At 39.6% G+C, this 21,712-nt stretch carries 16 protein-coding genes; 9 read left to right on the top strand and 7 right to left on the bottom strand.

Translation table 11 applies throughout. The features are described from left to right. Positions 1-82: 82 nt before the first annotated feature. A complete protein-coding gene (gene priA / locus HXN26_RS08300; RefSeq protein WP_273160572.1) occupies positions 83-2,407 on the bottom strand; it encodes a replication restart helicase PriA in 2,325 nt (774 codons plus the stop codon). Continuing rightward, entirely contained in the window at positions 2,407-4,458 is a 2,052-nt protein-coding gene (locus tag HXN26_RS08295; RefSeq protein ID WP_273160570.1) for an HD family phosphohydrolase, read from the bottom strand. The genes priA and HXN26_RS08295 overlap by 1 nt, the downstream gene beginning before the upstream one ends. A 239-nt stretch (positions 4,459-4,697) precedes the next feature. Between HXN26_RS08295 and gltX the strand changes: the two genes are divergently transcribed. From gltX to trpS, 4 genes are all read left to right on the top strand, one after another. Beyond that, on the top strand, positions 4,698-6,215 hold the full coding sequence (gene gltX / locus HXN26_RS08290) for a glutamate--tRNA ligase (protein ID WP_273160568.1): 1,518 nt from the start codon (positions 4,698-4,700) through the stop codon (positions 6,213-6,215). Between the two features lie 36 nt (positions 6,216-6,251). Then, a complete protein-coding gene (locus HXN26_RS08285; protein WP_273160566.1) occupies positions 6,252-7,514 on the top strand; it encodes a 3-deoxy-D-manno-octulosonic acid transferase in 1,263 nt (420 codons plus the stop codon). After that, positions 7,511-8,005: a viral beta C/D like family protein gene (locus HXN26_RS08280; RefSeq protein ID WP_273160563.1), complete on the top strand. Its 495-nt coding sequence runs from the start codon at positions 7,511-7,513 to the stop codon at positions 8,003-8,005. The genes HXN26_RS08285 and HXN26_RS08280 overlap by 4 nt, the downstream gene beginning before the upstream one ends. A gap of 87 nt (positions 8,006-8,092) precedes the next feature. Further along, entirely contained in the window at positions 8,093-9,190 is a 1,098-nt protein-coding gene (trpS, locus tag HXN26_RS08275) for a tryptophan--tRNA ligase (RefSeq protein WP_273160560.1), read from the top strand. Positions 9,191-9,566: 376 nt separating this feature from the next. On the opposite strand, the gene HXN26_RS08270 is transcribed toward trpS, so the two are convergent. Both HXN26_RS08270 and HXN26_RS08265 read right to left on the bottom strand, forming a co-directional pair. After that, positions 9,567-10,091 carry a hypothetical protein gene (locus HXN26_RS08270; RefSeq protein ID WP_273160557.1) on the bottom strand — a complete coding sequence of 175 codons (525 nt, stop codon included), beginning with the start codon at positions 10,089-10,091 and terminating at the stop codon, positions 9,567-9,569. Continuing rightward, positions 10,073-10,897: a hypothetical protein gene (locus HXN26_RS08265; protein ID WP_273160554.1), complete on the bottom strand. Its 825-nt coding sequence runs from the start codon at positions 10,895-10,897 to the stop codon at positions 10,073-10,075. Before HXN26_RS08265 ends, HXN26_RS08270 begins: the two co-directional genes overlap by 19 nt. A 288-nt stretch (positions 10,898-11,185) precedes the next feature. Between HXN26_RS08265 and HXN26_RS08260 the strand changes: the two genes are divergently transcribed. Further along, the gene (locus HXN26_RS08260) at positions 11,186-12,658 is read left to right on the top strand and encodes a T9SS type A sorting domain-containing protein (RefSeq protein ID WP_273160553.1); all 1,473 of its coding nucleotides are present in this window, start codon (positions 11,186-11,188) and stop codon (positions 12,656-12,658) included. Positions 12,659-12,793: 135 nt separating this feature from the next. Here HXN26_RS08260 and HXN26_RS08255 read toward each other — a convergent pair whose 3' ends face one another. The 3 genes from HXN26_RS08255 to HXN26_RS08245 form a co-directional block, all read right to left on the bottom strand. Continuing rightward, a complete protein-coding gene (locus HXN26_RS08255) occupies positions 12,794-13,411 on the bottom strand; it encodes a hypothetical protein (protein ID WP_273160552.1) in 618 nt (205 codons plus the stop codon). Between the two features lie 159 nt (positions 13,412-13,570). Beyond that, the gene (locus HXN26_RS08250; protein WP_273160550.1) at positions 13,571-14,743 is read right to left on the bottom strand and encodes a MalY/PatB family protein; all 1,173 of its coding nucleotides are present in this window, start codon (positions 14,741-14,743) and stop codon (positions 13,571-13,573) included. Positions 14,744-14,761: 18 nt separating this feature from the next. After that, positions 14,762-15,604 carry a DUF3737 family protein gene (locus HXN26_RS08245; protein ID WP_025001253.1) on the bottom strand — a complete coding sequence of 281 codons (843 nt, stop codon included), beginning with the start codon at positions 15,602-15,604 and terminating at the stop codon, positions 14,762-14,764. 294 nt (positions 15,605-15,898) lie between these two features. Between HXN26_RS08245 and HXN26_RS08240 the strand changes: the two genes are divergently transcribed. The 4 genes from HXN26_RS08240 to HXN26_RS08225 all read left to right on the top strand — a co-directional run bounded on the left by HXN26_RS08240 (position 15,899) and on the right by HXN26_RS08225 (position 21,174). Beyond that, positions 15,899-16,447: an RNA polymerase sigma-70 factor gene (locus HXN26_RS08240; protein WP_025001252.1), complete on the top strand. Its 549-nt coding sequence runs from the start codon at positions 15,899-15,901 to the stop codon at positions 16,445-16,447. Then, on the top strand, positions 16,444-17,385 hold the full coding sequence (locus HXN26_RS08235; RefSeq protein WP_273160544.1) for a FecR family protein: 942 nt from the start codon (positions 16,444-16,446) through the stop codon (positions 17,383-17,385). The genes HXN26_RS08240 and HXN26_RS08235 overlap by 4 nt, the downstream gene beginning before the upstream one ends. 42 nt (positions 17,386-17,427) lie before the next feature. Beyond that, positions 17,428-20,097 (top strand): TonB-dependent receptor, encoded by a 2,670-nt coding sequence (locus HXN26_RS08230; RefSeq protein WP_273160541.1) that lies wholly within the window; start codon positions 17,428-17,430, stop codon positions 20,095-20,097. Positions 20,098-20,496: 399 nt separating this feature from the next. Beyond that, entirely contained in the window at positions 20,497-21,174 is a 678-nt protein-coding gene (locus HXN26_RS08225; protein WP_273160539.1) for a hypothetical protein, read from the top strand. Positions 21,175-21,712 lie beyond the last annotated feature (538 nt).

The raw sequence follows: 21,712 nt of genomic DNA, 5'->3' as shown, positions 1-21,712 counted from the left end.
ATGTCCATTACTAAAATCCGTGAGCTTTTCAGCCTACCAAATGTCCATTACGCCGCAGTTCTCTTACTTTTGTAACAAGGTTTTATAATGGGTCTATATCGTAGTAGATGGTGAGTGCGCCATAACGCTTCTCCTTCATCATAGCGTCTTTTATCGTGCGTAAATACTGCTTTGCCAACTTGTAATCGGCTCCGTTTTCAAGCTTTAAGATAATCTTTCGGATATATAATGTCTTCACACGGGCTACCGATGGCTTGTCAGGACCGAGCACTCTATCTCCAAAAATCTCCCTAAGTCGGGAGCCAATTTCAAGACTTGCCGAGTTTACAGTGTCGTCGTTACGATGTTTTAAGTATATATATATAAGGTGGAAGAAAGGCGGATAGCGAAAAGCAGCACGCTCTTCGAGCAGCGATGAGTAGAAAGCTGCATTGTCGTGCCTAACAACTTGCTGTATAACGGGCAGTTCTGGACTCTTAGTTTGCAGGATAACACGACCTTGTTTGCCCTTTCTTCCAGCCCTTCCGCTTACCTGTGCCATCATTGTAAAGGCGTGTTCGTAAGCTCGAAAGTCTGGATAGTTAAGCATATTGTCGGCATCAAGTATGCCAACAACCGATACACGGTCGAAGTCTAACCCCTTTGAAACCATCTGAGTGCCTATGAGTAGATTTGTTTTACCAGCCGAAAAGTCGGATATTAGGCGCTCGTAGGCGTTCTTTGTACGTGTTGTGTCTAAGTCCATACGCGCTACACGGGCGTCAGGAAATAGGTTTAGAATCTCGTCTTCTATCTTTTCTGTTCCATAACCCCGCCCTTTTATGTCTTTACTTTCGCAGCTTGGGCATTGCTCTGGCACCCGTTCGGTGTATCCACAATAGTGACACGTTAGCAAATTCATGTTCTTATGGTGTGTAAGAGAGACGTCGCAGTTAGGACATCGTGGCACCCACCCACAGACATGGCACTCTACCATAGGAGCAAACCCACGCCTGTTCTGAAACAAAATAGCTTGTTCGCCACGCTGAAGAGCCTCTCTGACAGCAGAAAGCAGGTGTGGAGAGAACAGACCCGACATCATTTTACGTCTCCGAAGGTCTTTTACGTCCACCACTTCAATAGCAGGCAGCTGGATATCCTTATACCGTTGCGATAAAGTAACGAGTCCATACTTTCCCAACTGGGCGTTTTTGTAGCTTTCAGCAGATGGTGTTGCAGTGCCCAATAGTGTTTTAGCCCCATACATTTGGGCAAGAACAATGGCTGTTGAGCGTGCATGATAGCGCGGAGCAGGGTCTTGTTGTTTGAAACTTGTCTCGTGTTCTTCGTCGATTATCACCAGTCCAAGACGTTGAAAAGGCAAGAATACGGCACTTCGAGCACCAAGTATAACCTCGTAAGGGGTACTGGAAAGTTGCTTGTTCCATATTTCTACACGCTCGTCGTCGTTGTATCGGCTATGGTAAATGCCGAGTTTGTTGCCAAATATGCGGCGCAGACGATCTGTTATCTGCACTGTTAGCGCTATTTCGGGCAACAAATACAACACCTGCTTGTGCTCTTGCAGGGCCTTTTGAATAAGATGTATGTAGATTTCGGTCTTACCTGATGAGGTAACACCATGTAGAAGAGTGACGTTGTGCGCCATCATTTGCAGCAACAACTTATCATAAGCAGTGCTCTGAGCTTCGTTCAGCGGGTGAATAACATTAGGTTGTACCTCGCCATAACTGTTATTCAATCGTCCTACTTTCTTACGATAGGTTTGCAAGATGCCTTTTCCTATAACACCACGTAATACTGCTGCCGTGCAATGACACTCGTTCATGAGCTCCTCTTGCGTTACGGTTCTTATCTTGCAGTCTTCGTTTTCTCCACTTTGTATTACATCAAGGCTTGCCAATTCTGGCGATTCGGCAACACCGCTAAGCTGCAAATAGGTGGTGAGTACCTTCTGTTGTTTTGCCGAACGGGCAAGACTGTCGAATGCAATATGCAGTTCGCGTTCGCCACGGAACTGTTTACCTAGACAAACATATACTTCAGTACGCGGTTTATAAGCATCTTCTGCCTTCAAACCAGAAGGTAGTGCAGCTTTGTAAACATCTCCGAGAGGCGACATATAGTAGTCGGCTATCCAATGCCAGAGTTGCAACTGCTGCGGAAGCAGTATGGGTGTGTTGTCGAGAACGGAGAGAATGGACTTGTATTCCACCACTCCGTCAGTATTATTCTGATTAGGTTGGTCGGTAGGAACAACGTTACAAACACCAATATACGTCTTTGTTTTGCCGAAAGGAACCAATAAGCGTACACCCGGAACGACCTTTTGAACCAGTGTTTCGGGTACGGCATAAGTAAAAGTTCCCTCAAGTGGAAGCGGCAAAATTACCTCAACGTATTTCACTACGACTTCAGTTCAGGATATTGGATACGTGTATGATAAATTGATTTCAAACGTTCGATGAGCACTTGCTTAGCTATACTAATGTCGCGGAAGGTGATTGGGCAGTCGGTAAAGTAGCCGTCGGCCATCTGCGAGTCTATAAGTCTGTTCACTAAGTTGCTTATACTCTCCTCAGTGTACTCTGGAAGCGAGCGCGAAGCGGCCTCAACAGTATCGCACATCATCAGTATGGCTTGCTCACGCGTCCACGGATTTGGACCAGGATAGCGGAATGGTGCCTCGTCAACCTCCTCGTCGGGGTGCTCATTCTTGTAGTTTATGTAGAAATACTTAACCAATCCCATGCCGTGATGGGTGGTAATGAACGCTTTAATAATATTAGGTAGGTTGTATTTCTCAGCCAATCGGAGACCTTCTGTAACGTGTCCAATGATAATTTTAGCACTTTCTAAGTCGGAAATCTTATCGTGTGGGTTTACACCAACTTGATTTTCGGTAAAGAAAACAGGATTAACCATCTTACCAATATCATGGTAGAGTGCACCTGTACGGACGAGTTGTCCCTTTGCACGTATCTTACTGGCAATCTCAACACCAAGGTTTCCCACCGTGATGGAGTGTTGGAAAGTTCCTGGAGCCACCTCGCTCAAGCGTCGTAATAGTTCATTGTTGGTATTAGACAGCTCGAACATGGTTACAGTAGATACGAAACCAAAAGTCTTTTCCATAATTAACATCAATGGATAGGTAACGAGAAGAAAACCACCATAGATGGCAATGTGAGTGTACATAGACCTATCAAGTTTAGAGAAGTCGTCTGTTTGTATCAGTTGGAGTGCCAAATAGATGGCAGCTGAGCCAACAGTAACAAGTAAAGCAGTTAGGAATATCTGACTACGCTTAGACAATTCGCGCAGAGAGAATATGGCTATAAGACCAGCAACAAGCTGTACAACAATAAACTCGTATTGGTAACGCACAGCAACAGCTGAGAGTAAGATCATGATAGTATAGGAATTGAAAGCCGTTCGTGAGTCCATGAAGACGCGAACAAATATAGGTGCCATTGCAAAAGGTACAATGTAAACACTGAAGACAGTGTGCTTTATCATCAAAGAAGTAATAACAGGGAAGATAATGAGCAAGGCATATAAGAATAAAATAGACCCTGGATTCGCAAAATAGTCCTTGCGGAAGAGCGAGATGTAAAGCGTAAACAGCATAACAAGTATGAAGACATAAAGCGATTGTCCAAGGAACGTAGACGTAAACTGGTCTTTTGTTTCGTTACGCTTCTTGGTTGCCTGCTCAAAAGAATAGAGAACACGATAAGTATGTGCGTCAACAATATCGCCACGGTCTATAATTCGTTGCCCTTCAAGCACCATGCCAGAAGCCTGAGGAATAAGACTGAGCATGTCATTCATTTCGCTTTCGCTGCGTTTCTTGTCGTATACAAGGTTAGGCTCGATGTATTCGTTCAGGTTGCATTGCTGTAATTCAGAACGTTTATTGTTCAATAGTTGAGTAGCAAAAAGGTTTTCGTAAGCGCCAAGCGTTGTAAAGAGTTGTCCTACAGGCTTACTTGTTGCTTGTTTGCCCTCTACTATGTGTACAATATTGTTACTATCCTTCAATAAAGAGGCGAAGTTAGCACCATTGATGATACCAGTTTCGTATAGTTCTTGCAGTCTTTGCGCTACAATATCCACATATTCACCTGGCAATCCAGGTATGCCGGCTTTAAAATCTTGGCGGAATTTTGCTACTTTTGCCTTTCCAACGTTTTCATTTCTATTGAAATAAGGAACGAAATTCTTCATTATTGAATCGCGTTCGTTCTTCAACGTCTTTTCACTTTTAAAGATAGGGAAATCGAATTTAGCTATCAGTTGTTCGTACATCCATGGCTTTCCTTCGTCGTAGTGGTATACCTTACCCTGTGTACGTGGTAATACAGCAATGATAATAGCCGATGTAATGAGAACTAAGACAACTCTTATAGCATGGCTACGCCATATAAAACTGTCTGGATTGGTGAATTTTATCATCTTTATTCTTATATTTTATAGAAACATTGCAATGCTTTCTATCGAGGAGTTACCCTTTGTTTCTAATCCATTCTTAATTAAATAGGAAAGCGTTACTGTGCAACGAATTCTCCAATAATTATCACTTGAAGGGCAAGTATCAACACTTTCCCATTCTTTATCAGTATGCGAAAATACAAAAAAAAAGCTTTATAGTCGAAAAAAATGAGTAATTTTGCACAAAATTTTGTTTTAAACCAATGGCAGAAAGAAAAGTAAGAGTACGCTTTGCACCCAGTCCTACTGGACCATTGCATATCGGTGGCGTACGTACAGCATTATATAACTACCTCTTTGCACGTCAGCATGGAGGCGAAATGATATTTAGAATCGAGGATACAGACTCTAATCGTTTTGTTCCTGGGGCAGAAGAATATATCATTGAGGCCTTTCATTGGCTAGGAATCAAGTTCGACGAAGGTGTAACCTATGGTGGTGAGCTTGGTCCTTATCGTCAAAGTGAACGCCGTAGCATTTATAAGGCTTATGTAAACCAGCTCTTAGACGAGGGAAAAGCATACATAGCATTCGACACTCCTGAAGAATTGGAAGCTAAACGTAACGAGATTGAGAACTTTCAGTACGATGCTCGCACTCGTATGCAGATGCGTAACTCGCTCACTCTTGTCAAAGAAGAAGTTGAAAAGCTCATTGAGGATGGCGAACAATATGTTGTTCGTTTCAAAATAGAACCAGGAACAGATGTTCACGTAGACGATATGATTCGTGGAGATGTGTGCATTAAGACAGACATACTTGATGATAAGGTGCTCTATAAGAGTGCTGACGAACTGCCAACTTACCATCTTGCTAACATCGTGGACGACCATTTAATGGAGATAAGCCATGTTATTCGCGGCGAAGAATGGTTGCCAAGCGCACCTTTGCACGTTCTTTTATATCGTGCTTTAGGCTGGGAAGAAACCATGCCACGCTTTGCTCACCTTCCATTATTGCTGAAACCAGAAGGTAAAGGCAAGCTTAGTAAACGCGATGGAGACCGTTTGGGCTTTCCAGTGTTCCCATTAGAGTGGGAAGATCCTAAGACTGGAGAGATAAGTTCGGGCTATAGAGAAAGCGGTTACTTCCCTGAAGCTGTCGTAAACTTCCTCGCTCTCTTGGGTTGGAACCCTGGAACAGAGCAAGAACTCTTTACTCTTGACGAGCTTATACAAGCGTTTGATATTACAAAATGCTCAAAGAGCGGGGCTAAGTTCGACTATCAGAAGGGTATTTGGTTCAATCATGAGTACATATTGCATAAGAATGACGAAGAAATAGCAAACCTTTTTGCACCTATCGTAGCCAATAATGGCGTAGATGCAACCATGCAACAAGTGAAAGAAGTGGTTCACATGATGAAAGACCGTGTAAACTTCGTACACGAACTTTGGGAACTTTGTTCTTTCTTCTTTATTCCTCCAACAGAGTATGATGCTAAAACTGCAAAGAAACGATGGAAGGAAAACTCTGCAGAACAGATGTCTGAACTCTCTCAAGTATTAGCTGATATCGAAGACTTCAGTGTCGAAGGACAAGAACCTATCGTACTAAAGTGGGTTGAAGATAAGGGTTACAAACTCGGCGACATCATGAATGCCTTCCGTCTTGCCCTTGTTGGCATTGGCAAAGGTCCAGGAATGTTTGATATTTCAGCCTTCCTTGGTAAAGAAGAAACCCTGCATCGTTTGCACAAAGCTATTGAGGTGTTAGGTTAAAACGCACTATGCACTAATTCGCAAATACGGAAAGCCATGTTATACAATATAATAATGTATGCGTATCAGGCTGGCATTGCTCTCTATAGTCGCTTTAATGGCAAAGTGAAAAAGATGTGGATGGGCGAGCGTGCAGCTTTCGACGTGCTCCAAAAGCAGGTAGACCCAAACGCAAAATACATCTGGTTCCATGCAGCTTCCTTAGGCGAATTCGAGCAAGGGCGGCCACTTATCGAAAAGATAAAGAAGGAATACCCCAGCTATAAGATACTTCTTACATTCTTTTCGCCCTCTGGATACGAGGTAAGAAAGAACTATGAGCAGGCAGATATCGTTACTTATTTGCCCATTGATACGGTGGCGAACGCGCAAAAGTTCTTGCGTATCGTGCGTCCCGTAATGGCTTTCTTCATTAAATACGAGTTTTGGTACAACTATTTGCACATTTTGCGCCATCGAAACATACCCGTTTACAGTGTGTCAAGTATCTTTCGGCCCGACCAAATCTTCTTTCGGTCGTATGGAAAGCGGTATAGCGCAGTGCTGAAATGTTTTTCTCACTTCTTCGTACAGAATGATTTAAGCAAAGATCTCTTGAAAAAAATCGGCATAAACGATGTTACGGTAGTGGGAGATACACGCTTCGACCGTGTGTTACAGATAAAAGAAGCCAGCAAACAGCTACCTTTGGTTGAGAAATTCATTGGCTACGACAAGACAAAGGCGAACGATGACCATGCAATAAAGCAGCGTCCAGTGTTCGTAGCAGGCTCTTCATGGTTGCTCGATGAAGAAATTTTCATTAAATACTTCAACGAACACGCTGATTGGAAGCTCATTATTGCGCCTCATGTAATCGCTGAAAGCCATCTGCAACAGATATTACAGTTATTAAAAGGGAAGAAAACGGTACTCTATACAGAGGCAAATGAAGCAGAAATTGCTGATGCCGATGTGCTAATAATAAACTGTTTCGGTCTGTTATCTTCAATTTACCATTATGGCAACGTTGCTTATGTAGGCGGAGGCTTTGGCGTTGGCATTCACAATGTGTTGGAAGCAGCAGTTTGGGGAATGCCTGTTATCTTCGGACCGAACAACAAACGTTTTGCTGAAGCGCAAGGTTTACTTGCTTCGGGAGGCGGTTTCGAGGTGAATAACTACGAAACTTTTGCCCAGATTATAGAGAAGTTCAGCTCTGATGAGGCTTATTTGCAACAGAGTGGGCAGGCTTCCAACGACTTTGTACAGAAGTTATCGGGTGCAACCGATAAGGTTTTTACAAGCATTAAGTTATGAAATATCAAATAACATGTGATAATTGCGGTATCCAGTTTATTGTAGAGGCTGGCGAAGGACAGGTGATAGAATGCCAATGTCCTCATTGTCATGGTACGATGGAGGTTACTTTGCCCATCGTTACGGGGGTTGAATCTCTCGAAGAACAACCACTTGAACAACTCAATGACAATATTCAAGAGCCTATAGAAGGTACTTCTATGAAGGTAGAAAAGCAAACCCTATTGTTAGGAATTATTATTGGCTTGCTGATTATAGCCCTTAGCATAGGTGCTTACTACTTATGGCTGCGTCCAAATCCTACCGAACCCGATCCAACACCTACAACGATGGATACCATTCCTTATGATACAGAACAAGAATCGGTATCGGAAGTGCCTGTTGATACAGTTGCAGCACCAAATATAGAGGTGGAAAAAGAAGTACAAGATACAGTAGTTCGCCCTCGCCGCGAGCGCAAACAGGAAAACGATACAACGTTTGTAGACTGATAAAAAACTACTGAAAGATAGTTAATAACAAGCAAATAAAAATGCAAGTTACGGCAAAGTAACTTGTAAAGAAAGGATAAAAAAGATATGGGAAAAATAATATTGACAGGCGACCGCCCCACAGGTAAGTTGCATCTTGGTCATTATGTTGGCTCGTTGCGCCGCCGTGTGGAACTCCAGAATGCTGGAAAGTTCGACAAGATGTTTGTATTTATGGCAGATGTTCAGGCGCTTACAGATAATGCTGAAAACCCTGAGAAGATTCGTCAGAACATCATCGAAGTAGCGTTAGACTATCTTTCGGCAGGTCTTGACCCTACGAAATGCACGCTTTTCATACAGAGTCAGATTCCAGAAATATCCGAACTGACAACCTTCTTTATGAATCTTATAAGCGTTAGCCGCGTTCAACGCAACCCAACGGTAAAGACCGAGATTAAGATGCGCAACTTCGAAGCAAACATTCCAATGGGTTTCTTTAGTTATCCCGTATCGCAAGCTGCCGACATTGCGGCTTTCAAGGCTACTACTGTGCCTGCAGGCGAAGACCAAGAGCCTATGTTGGAGGTTGCACGCGAAATCGTTCGCCGCTTCAATCAAGTATATGCGCCAGTGTTGGTAGAGCCAACTATCATGCTTCCAGAGAATGCGACAGCACGTCGTTTACCTGGAACCGATGGTAAAGAGAAGATGAGCAAGAGTCTTGGCAACTGTATTTATCTATCTGACGATGCCGATACTGTATGGACAAAGGTGAAGGGTATGTACACGGACCCTACTCATTTGAATGTTTCAGACCCTGGACATGTTGAAGGAAATGCTGTGTTTACCTATCTTGACGCATTCTCTACTGATGATGATTTTGCTGAATTTTGGCCAGAGTTCAAATCGCTTGACGAACTGAAAGCTGCTTATACAGCGGGTGGAATTGGCGATATGAAGTGCAAAAAACTACTCAATAACGTGTTGAATAAGATGTTAGAGCCAATTCGCAAGCACCGTCAAGAGTTCGAACAAGATATTCCTGAAATCTATAATATCTTGAAAAAGGGTTCTGAAGCAGCCCGTGAAACAGCAGCACAGACCCTTGCTGAAGTGAAAGCAGCGATGCAAATAAACTATTTCGAAGACGCTGAACTAATACAAAGTCAAGCCGAAAGGTTCAAACAAAAGGCTGAAAAATAATACGTTTGCTGCGGAATAGCTTCCTCTTTTTAGTGCATGAGAAAGACCGAAAAATAGCTTCGGTTTTGTAAAGAAAATGACATGAAAAAGTGATAGTTACACTTTGGTATTTCAAAAGCGCCTGTTTTGCACGGCAAAATAGGCGCTTTTGTCGTGTAAAACAGGCTCTTTTGCATTGCAAAAGAGCCTGTTTTGTAATTTATTGATAATAAGTTTATTACACAACACTTGAGAGATTGAAAAATATAAACAATATTCTTGCCTTTTTCTTGCATACAAAATGGTACATAGAATAACAATTTGTTCAAAGAGAAATCGGCTTATTCGGTTTATTTAAACGTTGTCAAGATTTTTTCGATACCCTATTGTTGTTATGTTATCGAACAAATTTAGTGTTGCCTTCTGCTGTACTGAGAATGTACATACCCTTAGGTAACGATACATTTGCAGGCGCAACACCTTCCCATATCTTCTGTCCGTTTACATTAAAGATAGATGTTTGAGTCGAATTTGCTGCATTGAGCTGAACCCCATCAGCGGTTAAGGTAAAGTCTACAGCCTTTTCTGTTGCTACTGTTGCAATGCTATTAGCTGTTTCTTTCACTAAATGGATATTATAACTTTGCAAGTATCCCTTCTTACCACCTATTTCAGGATAACCAGGATTGCTCATTCTTACAGCCACAATAAACTTATCTGTCTTTAATGGAGTAGGGTCGAAGGTGAACTTTCCGTTATCTTCTTTGATGCATTCCTTTGGAACTGCTGCAAACTTTGCGTTCTTTTCTTCTGTCTTCCATACCCATGTGAACGACGAAGGTTGCTCTTTTGTAGCTATTCCCTTAGCCTTTAACAAGTGGGTTAAGTTGATAGTATTATTATTTACCCTGCTTTTGTCCAAGTAATAATAGCTTTGGGTATATTGGAATTGCTCAAGAGGAGCCTCCTCAACAATTCTATCTGGAATTTGTCGAAGCCCAAATTGTTGCCATTTAAGCACAGACGAGTAATTTTCATTAGCTCTTTGGCACCTTTAATCTTGCGCAAACCAATTTTAAGCGGATTGTAAATACAGAGCGTTACTAAGTCCTGCTGTTTCGTAAGGTCTACTTCTGTGAGCCCAGCATCGGTGATGAGTATTGTTTTCAAGCCTTCTGCATCGCTTAAATTGATATCTTTGAGTGCCTTTTTCTCACCACTCCAGCTTCCGCTAACCTGTATGCTTTCAAGCGTTTTGCCTTTTGGTAATTTTATAGATTCAAGGTTTGAGCCTATGAAAACAGCATTTACCAATGCTGGACACTGCGATATATCTAACGCAGAGTAGGCATCAAGATTGGTAGCAGTAAAGCCTAACTCGGTTATTTTGTCTGATACGATTTCTTTAATACCATTGATTGATTTGCTTGCAGCAGCACGGAGAGAAAGAAGATGGGTGGCATCTAAAGTTATTTCGCGTGCATCTGATTTCGGATTGGTGAAGGTATATTTGACCGTGATAAACTCTTCTGTAGTCTTTTCAAAAGACTTTGTGGCTTCACCTTCGCCGAAATCAACCGAATAATTGGTACCTTCATCTACTTTAACAGTAAACTGTACGTCAGTCGTATTAGGTGCAATAGAAAGCACAATCTTGTTCTTTAATGCTTGCGCATTCATGTTTAGGCATAGTCCGCAGACCACTAATAGGGTAAAAAACTTCTTCATTCTTTAATGTTTTAAGTTGTTGTTTGTGTTAAAAATAAATCATGGCAAAGATATAAAATATAGATTTTACCTCCAAATGTAATTATCAATAAGACAAAAAATCCGCCATATTGATAAAATAAATATTTAGCTTTGATGTAAAAATATGCATATATTGTGTGAAAATTATCATTAAATGCTTTGCATATATAATGAAATATAACTAACTTTGTGGTCTATACAATCTATAAATTAGGGAACGGGAGAACAGAAACCCTACCTTTATGTTCATCAAAAAAAGTAAATCTTATGAAGCAAACATTAGTTAAATTTTCGTTTGTCGCAGTGGCATCTGCCTTTGCGTTGTCTGCTAATGCACAGCTAAAAGCTGGAGAAGTTGATGTAAATTACAAACCAGGACTTGATGGAAACGTACTATCAATGTTGATGGAAGATGGTGGAAAGACCATCTGTGCAGGCGCTTTCTACAACGTGGGCGACCGACATGTGGGTGGATTGATACGTTTGAATGCTGACGGAACGGAGGACGAGACCTTCAACAAAGGCGGAAAAGGCTTTGATAGTTATGCAGCCGCAGTAGCAAAAACACCAGATGGCAAGTATATTGTGGTGGGACACTTTAGCAAGTATAACGATAAGGAAGTCGGAAAGATGGTGCGTCTCAATGCCGATGGTACCCTTGACGAAACTTTTAAAGACAATAATAAGTTTGAAATAGTCAATCATAAGAATGTAACAGAGGTAGAACTGCAACAGATAATTGTGCTGCCCAATGGTCAGTTCTATGTTGCGGGCTGCTTTAATCGTATCAATGGAAAACTGGCACCGCTCATTGCACGTTTCAATGCAGATGGTACGAGAGACGAAACATTCCTTCCTACCGACAAAGAGATACACTTAAAGAGCTCGCCAAACGTAGATGCAATATGGATGGCGCCTGATGGAGCAATCTATATGGGCGGTTCTTTCGGTGGATACGATGGTGGTTTCACTCATAAAAGACTTGTACGCATCAATGCCGATGGTACACTCGATCGCAATTTCCGCCAGCCTAAGCTTGACGGATTCGTTAAATCAATATCACCTTATGGCGATGGCAGGATATTAGTAGGTGGCGATTTCCTTACTACTGAATGCGGAGAGCGTTTCCTTACTTGTGTTATTAACAAGGATGGATCTATATATGATACCTACGATCCACGCCCAACGTACTTCACAGAATCGCCAGAAAAAGAGAATCTCGCTGTGTTTGGCTCAAGAGTTGTTGGCGATAATGTGATAGTTGTAGGTGGTGATGTTGTTGAAATCGGCCATTCTTTCATCAATGTACTTACCAAAGATGGTGCTAAGTTCTCGTCTACGTTGAAGATAAACGACCAGCCAAACAAAATCGCTTCTTTTATTAAGGTAGACGATTCGGGCGATTACGCATATATTAGTGGCTTCTTTACAAAGATGGGCGACCACTTGTTGCCTTACTTTGCACGTGTAGCGTTGCGCGATATTACGCCTTCTGGAATTGCAACTACCGATGTTGCCAACTTCAAACCATCTGTAAACTATCATGAAGGTGCGCTCATTGTTAATGGATTTGAAGGCATTGTGTCGCTGACCGTTAGCGATACGCAAGGAAAAACTATCGCACTCCGCAACATTTCTACTGCATCTCCTATTGTACTTCCATTGCAGAAGGGTGTATATATCGTACGTGTAGCTGATGCTAAGGGACATACTTATACGAGTAAAATTATCAATTACTAAGCGATAAGAATAGAACTCTAACCTTATTATACAACAACTCCCAAACCTCTTTTAGAAAGTTTGGGAGTTGTTTTTTATTGTTTCAGAATTGCTTCAGCGTTACTCGCAGCCTTTCAAAACGCTTACTATATAGCCTCACTCATTATAATGGTCGAGTACTTCTTTCGTCGTACTGACAATCTTATCGTTTATCTTCTGGCTGAATGTAAAACTATTGGGTACGAAAACTATAGCAAGATAACCCTTGTGCCAAAAGATATAACAGGTGTGAGATATTTCAAACATAGGGTTGAAAGAAATATACTCTCTATTTTTTAGTGAATCTATAAGCTGCATTAGTTTCTTGTTGGCAGACGAGAAAGATGTCAGAAGATAGGTGTCTATCATGTGGTGGAAAAAGATTTCCGTATTGGTGTGAATGCGAATATTGGTTAGATTATAAGTAGCTTTCAGCTTTTGTGCATATATTCTGTTCTGATTGCATAATACAGAGAGAGCATTCATCATCATTTCGTGCGTAGACATACACTCGCCCTTTATTCCTTTCACCACTGAAAGCTGTCTTGAGCCATACTTATACTTCATGTATTCCGTAACACCCAAGCTTTTCAAGCTGTCTACCGCAGCATTGGCATAGCTCTTAAGACTATCCATTCTTTGAAGATGCCTAATACCTTCATCGGTTGTCTGTGCCATTCCTTCAATTGGAAGTAAGGCAAACATCATCTGAAAAAGAAACTTACTTGTTGCCATTGTCTAATGTGTTATTAGGTTAGCTGATAGGTTGGGAGGTGTTGCATGGTCTATCTGCACATACAACAAACCATTGCTGACAAGCTCTTCTATTGTATCATCAACGTTATCTAAGCTACTGCCAGACTGCCATTCCTATAGAACTTCTTTCTTCCTTGATTATTCGCAGGCTTTCAACACGTTTACAATACGTTTCAATCCTTCTTGCAATGTGGCTCGTGGGCAGGCAAGGTTTATTCTGATATAGCCCTCGCCATCATTCTCGCCATATATAACGCCACTGTTTACCTGTACTTTTCCTTCACGAAGTAGCTTATCCGTTATTGCATTAGCAGTTAAACCACTCTTTCGAATATCTACCCATGCTAAATAAGTCCCCTCTAAATTCAAGACTTCATAGCTTGGTAAGTTTTTTTCAAAGGTCTCTTTGAGCAGTGCATAGTTGTTCGCTATGTATGGCATAAGTTCGTTTATCCATTCCTCGCTCTCGTTATAAGCAGCTTCAAGTGCCAATGGTCCAAACGGATTAACATCGCAAACCTCAAAGATATTGATGGCGCGATCAATACGTCGATACCATTCTTTATTAGCACAGATAATGTTGGCAATTTGCAAACCTGCTATATTGAAGTTCTTGGTAGGCGAGTTGAAGACGACACTATTTCGTTGACATTCGGCATTAACAGTAGCAAAAGGAGTGAAGACATAGCCTGGCATTATGAGTTCGCAATGAATTTCGTCACTGATGACCTTTACATCATGGCGCATACAAATCTCATTCATACGTGCTAACTCGTCCTTTGTCCATACACGACCAGCAGGATTGTGAGGGTTACAAAGAAGAAATAGCGTGGTTTTCTTATCTGCACACTTCGCTTCAAAGTCCTCCCAATCTACGATATACGTGTTTCCATCTCGCTTTAGAGGACTTTCCAAAACCTGCAAACCTTGATTACGAATGCAAGAATAGAAGCAATTGTAGACAGGTGTTTGTATTAAGACTTTCTCACCAGGCATTGCCAAGGCGTGTATTGTTGCACTAATAGCAGGTATTACGCCTGTAGTATAAATTATCCAGTCGCGTTCTATTGCCCAATTATGGCGACGCTTGAACCAGTTTGTTATGGCATCATAATAGCTATCGCCCACAATTGCATAGCCAAAGATACCATGTTGAGCACGTTTTTCTACTGCTTGACGAATAGCTGGAGCAGCTGGAAAATCCATATCTGCCACCCAAAGCGGAATAATTCCGTCTTCTTTTTCCTCGTCCCACTTCACAGAGTTTGTGCCACGTCGGTTGACAAGCTCATCGAAATTGTATTTTCCCATAGGTGTTTTTGTCTTTTTTTACTTCTCTTCGATTACGCAATCCTTACCCTTTGCATATTCGTCGTAAGTTACTTTGCCAATTTTTTCAGCAACAATCTTGCCTGAAATAGGGTTCTTTATTTCGCTGATAGTTCCTTTTATCTGTGCATTTATATTGCGGCTGTCCTCAAATGCACGGTCGCAAGCTGCATCGAAGGTACAATCTTCCAATGTTATTCCATCAAGATAACACAATGGTTGTTCGCCACTAATGTGGCAACGCACTAGTTTAACATTCTTACTATGCCATGCTAGATATTCTCCGTTAAGGTCAGAGTCGTACACTGTAACATTCTCACACTCCCAAAACGAATCCTTTGTTACTATTTTTGCATTGTGAACCTCTACATTTTTGCAATATTGGAAGACGTATTTGGAATCTGAAACAAGGCCATCTATATATATATTATTGCAGAACATGAAAGGATAAGTGCCGTCATGTAGCTCAACATCCTTTATCTTTAGTCCATCAACCTTCCAAAAAGTCTCGTCAGCATCATTGATTTTAACGTTCTCCAATATTAAATTCTTCATTTCACGGAAGAATTTTGGACCATCAATAATGCTGTCTTTCATTATCATATCGTTCGAATACCAAATCGCAGAGCGCGATCCTGCAGCAAAATAACAGTTCGTTATAAGGCTCTTATCAACATGCCACCATGGATATTTGCCATAAAAGCGAGAGTTATGGCACTCTAAATTCTCGCAACACTTAATGCCTGACTCACCATCTACAATCTCAATGTTCTCCATGCGTAAGTTTTTTACGCCAAATAGTGGGCGTTCCCCTCCGTATTTTTTATCTTTAACTATCTCCATACCTTTGACTTTTTCTCTTTTTAAAAGTTTTAATGTTGTTATATGAATGCAAATATACAAAGAAAAAATATTATCCATTGGAAAACATCAAGATATTTTCGGGCATAATAATAAATCATGTTAATAAAGCACATGTGCCTAATAGGGGTTTTTATCATTATGCTGTTTCTATGAATAAAGACGATAAGAAATATTTTATAACATAAAAACGAATGGAAATAAAAGTATTTACTGTACCTTTGTACTGCCGTTTAGGAGAGGTTAAGACATAAGTGTCATACTCCTTCAAATATAATGAGTGAAAACAGAAAAGAACAATTTAGGCTGCGATTTAAAAAGTATTACCCAATGCTATGCAAAATAGCAAATGGTTATATTGCTGATAGAGACGATTGTGAAGATATCGTGCAGACACTTTTTATTAGCGTTTGGGATAAACAGAAAGACTGTTTGCCCGAAGAAGAAATGCTTGCTTACATGAAAGTGGCTATACGCAACAACTGCTTAACGTTCTTGAATAACAACAAAACATACGAGAAAATATCGCATGACGATAACACTCTGAAGCTAGCTGCAGAAGATTCGGAAAACAATCCGACTACTGATTACAAGCAATTGTTAGAGAAAGTGTTAGAAGAAATGCCTCCAAAATGTAGAGAGGTGTTTACTATGAGCAAACTGCAAAAGATGAAATACAAAGAAATTGCGGCACATTTGGATATCTCAGAGAAAACAGTTGAGAACCATATAGGCAAAGCTATTAAGATAATCAGAGCTTATATTGCTGCCAATCCTATTGTTACAACTGTGATACTACTTATATCAATAGCACTGAACTTATGAAAAACTTAATTGAAATAGACGAAATTCTGGGTAAATACTTTGCAAATGAGCCACTTGCAGAGGGTGAAAAGAGAACTTTGATGGTATATAAAGATGCCAACAGGGCTGAATACGATATGCTAAAAAGTATAATGGCACAGGCAGAAACCACAAAAAACATGGAATATGATGTAGAAACTGCATGGAATAAAATAGAAAACCGTTTGACAGATGCCACTACACAATATAATACAAGAGTATTAACATTGCGACGTATATTCAACATCGCAGCATCGCTCTTACTGCTCATCGGTATTGGTACACTTGCGTATCATTACCTAAATGGTGCAGAAATAGCAACATATGCTAATAATACTCCAACAGAAAATATGGTTACACTTCCTGATGGCTCAAGTGTTACGCTTTCTCCTCAGGCGTCATTGACGTTTAAAGAAGAAGAAGGAAAGCGTCTTGCTGAACTTGAAGGACAAGCTTTCTTCGATGTTGAACATGGAGAAAAGACTTTTGCAGTTGAGGCAGGTGCTTTGAAGGTAGAAGTATTAGGTACATCGTTTACAGTGAATGCAGAAGAACAAGGTGCTGAAAGTGTAGCTGTAGCAACTGGTCGAGTTCGTGTTTCAGCTAATTCGCAGGTTGTTACTCTTACCCAAGGAGAAGCTGTTGTAAATGAAAACGGAAAGTTAATTGCAAGCAAACAAAAGAAAAAAGCAGGAGAAGTTAGAGAATTTGTGTTCAACAACACACCTTTAGCAACAGCAATAAAGGAAATAGAGAAAGGAATGGACGTACGCATAGAAATGGAAAAAGGACTTTCAAACAACAGAATTACAACTAAATTGCGCACAGAAAGTCCAGAAGAAGCTGTTGCCGAGCTGGCTATTCTTTGTAACTGCCAATACGAAGCAGTATCATCTATCCATTTTAAAATGCACAAATAATTGTTAATTATGAGATAAATGCCTAGATTGCTTTTATCAATAGTGTTCTTACTCGTCACGTTAGTGGCGTACGGACAAAATGCAGTGGCAGAAGAAGTCATCGGAATAGATGCTTCTTCTGCCACTGTGCTTACATGGTTTCAGCATATTGAACGCAAAGCGAAGGCAACACTCTCATATAATCCGACGTTAATCGACCTGAAACAAAAAGTTACGATTGGTGCATCGGGAAAAATAAAGGTATCGCAGTTGCTTAACATAATACTAGGAGACTACGAATATAACCTTATTTCTATGGATAATCGTAAGTTGCTTATCCAGATACAAGGCAAGAAAAAACTTCCCCAAATAGTAAAGAGTGAACCTTCAATTGAAGACTTTATTCTAACTATTGATATGCAACCTGCAACTGTGAAAAGCTGGTTTAATCTCATAGAAAAGCAGGCGCATATCGAACTTTCTTATCCTTCAAACAGCATTGATCTTACGCGAATGGTAAAGTTTCAACGTTATGGAAAGATAACTGTGAAACAACTCCTTGCTACATTGCTTAAGGATTACGAGTATAAATTATCTGTTGGATTAGATAGACGTTTGAAAATAGATATTCAAAAGACAAAAAGTGTCTTCCTTTCTGGTGTTGTAGAGGAGGAAGGAACAGGAGAGAAGTTATTTGGTGCAACTATTAAGATAACTGATGGAAAGGGAATTAAAACCATTACTGCAACCGATAAGAATGGCGCTTTTTCTCTTATGCTAAATCGAGGAAAAGGAAAAATATCGGTTTCCTATATGGGTTATTCTCCTTACGAGCAGACGCTCAATATGCAAGATAATATGCAGAAGACCATTGCACTGGCCGCAACTCCATACCAAATAAAGAATGTGCAAGTGCAACGGAGTAAGAGCAAAGAAGATTTAAACGACGCTTCGCCTTCTAATATGTTGTCGTTTAGCAATTCAGATCTATTCTCTCAAGTGCGAATATTACCCAGTGTTTCGCTTTCTACTGCCAATACTGGCTACAATGTTGCAGGTGGTGGAACTGACGAAAACCTTACGTTGCTTGAAGGATTTCCTGTTTTTAGTCCTAATCACCTTAATACATTACTTCCAATCTTTAATGGCGATGCTATCAAATCGGTTTCGTTTTACAATGGTTATATACCTACGCGATATGAAGGGCGCCTCTCATCAGTAATGGACGTGAAACTTCGTGAGGGAAATAAAAGCAAATTTGAACATTCTTTATCGCTCGATGTTGCATCGGCTTCGACTGTTTCAGAAGGTCCTATTGTGAAGAATAAATTGTCGTATTTGGTGGGCGCAAGGCGAAGTTGGCTTGATTTGATTGATAAGTATTTTAGTTCGAATAAGTATTCTACGCATATCTTTAACGATGTTAATGCTAAACTGGCTTGGAATTTAGACTCAGTTACAATGTTACAATTGTCAGTTTATAATTCAAATGATAAATACAAGGAGCCGAATAATAACTACAAGAATGCAGTTTTGGAGTGGAACACCCTACTATACACCCTGCAATTCAATAGAATAATAAATCGCCGACTTACCAATTCTTCAGCAATTGCATATAGTAATAATCGAAGTAGCGCCGACGCAGAGGCGTTTATACTTCGTGCAGATAAGTTTGTTACTAATGGTTCAAAGCGTTTTTATGCCAATACTGAGTTCTCTTATCAGATGAGTTCGCACTATAAGGTGAACTTAGGACTAAAAACAAATATTGAACAATACGAACTTTCTGGTTTTGGTAAGGGCTTATACAATGTGAAAGAGCCTATAAGACAGTTTTCTGCGTTCTTGGATAACCGCATATTCTTTACGAATTGGCTCTATGCTCAAGCGGGTTTACATTATGTTTTATATGCGCCTAAGAACTACAAGAATTATCAAAGCTTACAGCCACGTCTGACATTAAAGGCTGCTGTAAACAATATAGATTTGTTCTATCTTACGTTTTTGCGTATGGAACAATATTATCACCATGTACTTGTTTCAAATATTTCTGCCCCATTCGACTTTATTATGCCCAGTATAAAGGGATTTAAGCCTTTATCGGCAACGCATTATGAAATGGGTTGGAAACACTATCTACCTGCTGGCATTATCGACTTGTCGGTTTATTACAAGCGTCGTTACAACTTATTGGCCTTCCGTCCGAACTCGTTCATCGAAGATAGCAATTGGGATAAGTATATGATGGAAGGCAATGGGGAAAGCTATGGTATAAATCTATATATGTATAATCGTTGGCGTCGATTTAGTTGGCAGCTGTCTTATAGTTTCTCTAAGAGTCGCGAATGGTATGCCGAACTTCCTAAACTTGGTAAAATACCATCATTGTTCGACCTCCCACACGATTTTAATGCTTTTATTTCATACGATATTTTCCAGCATTCTGCCTTCACAATTGGTGGTATTGTTAATTCTGGAAAGTTCCCTTATGATTCTTTTTACGGAGATGAGAATAATAAACTTGAAACGTTCCGTACCCAACGCGACCCAACGCGCTATCGTATAGATGTTAGTTATGCGTTTAGAAAGGAATTTAAGAATTCTAAATTTTTCCTTCGCTTTGGACTTTATAATCTTATCGGTAATCCGTCGAAAGATGAACTTTCATTCAACTTCTCTTATAGGTTGAATGGTGGCTGTATTCCTTTCGGTGCCATAACCTACAAATTCTAACTACTTTCCATCTCTTTTAAGGTATACTTTAATAGGGGGTAAATTATCTTAAGCGCAAGAAAGTTATAATAACTTGTGGATTATATGTTGTTAAATCAAAAGTAAACAGCCAAAAGTATAGTTATTAGTTTGATATTCTCAACGCTTCAAAGATGAATAAATCTGTCTAAAGAGGAAGGTAATAAACGCAAAGAAAATTATAATTATATTTCATCAAGTTTTTAATTATAAAATAATAAATCATAATTTATTAATAACTATTTTAAATATTATTTATTATCTTTGCAAAAACTAATAAATCTTTTTTTATGACAAAAAAATACTAATAAACAAGACAATCAAAATTATAAGCTTAAAATGAGAGCTATATTAAATATCCATCCATAATAAAAAACAGCTATGAACAAAAAGAATATCTTATTACTTCTCACAGCAGTAGTAATGGCTTCGTGCCACGACGACAATCCTTATCACAATAAAACTGATGAGTACACAACTAAATACTGGCTAAGTAAATATTTTATACCAAACAGCATTCAAGGTGGTATTGAAGATTTTAAAAAGATTGTTGTAGATGGTAAAGAAAAGAGCGTAATGGATTCGACAAAATTTTACCTCCACTTCGATCATAGACCTTCTACAGAATACTATTCAGAAGAAAACAATAAAGCTAAATTCTTAGAATATGCACGAACTTATCACGAAAATGGCGATACTCTATTTTCAAACTTTAGCGGATATGTTAAGCCAGTAGGCATAAAAAGTCTGCAGATGTATATAATAAGAGATGAAAAATATATAAATGTATCTGAGAATTTCCTTATTAAGTACGAAAATGACTCGCTAATAATAGCCAATCACTACTCAAATGAAGCAAAAAATAGCCCTAAACGATTGATTAAGAAAAAATTATCGGAACTTACAGAATATGATTATAAATGGATTCCTGTACATGTAAACTTTGAAGTAATAGACAAAACTATTGACAGGTATTGGCTTCGTATTCAATTAGAAAATGGTGTTGAGGATTGGTATCCATACAATTTACATCTAAAAGATGAACATAAGAAATATTAAATAAAGACTTATATGACAAAATGAGACCTAAAATCTCTTTATACCCCTTTATTTACTATAGTTATAAGCAAAAAAGTTTTCGATGACAGAAAACTGCTTCCATTGTGGCTCACATTGCACCTTAAAAAAGAAAAGGAGAATGGTTCTCAGCATGGGAGAATTGCAGATTCGTATGATATAAATGATGTTGAAGAAAGAGTATGGAAGAGCAAGGTGTACATAATGGCAAGAGTGGTAATTTCATGATTCATAATAGAGCTATATTCGTTCCAGAGAGGATAAAGCTCAATGAAATAAATGAGAATCCAAAACTTATTTAGTCATCCCTTAATATATATATCAGCATAGAACTTGTAAGTAAAAGCTTCATGCTGATATATATATATTAAGGGATGACTAGTTATTAGTTTGATATTCTCAACGCTTCAAAGATGAATAAATCTGTTTAAAGAGGAAAGTAATAAGCGCAAAGAAAATTATAATTAGTCCACCCTTAAAATCCTAATATTCCTCTGATTCATAGTATATTATGCTATAA

It is taken from the genome of Prevotella aurantiaca (assembly GCF_015262605.1).
Classification (GTDB): Bacteria; Bacteroidota; Bacteroidia; order Bacteroidales; family Bacteroidaceae; genus Prevotella; species Prevotella aurantiaca.
Note: the sequence above shows the minus strand (reverse complement) of the source record. Positions and strands in the feature narration are given on the sequence as shown.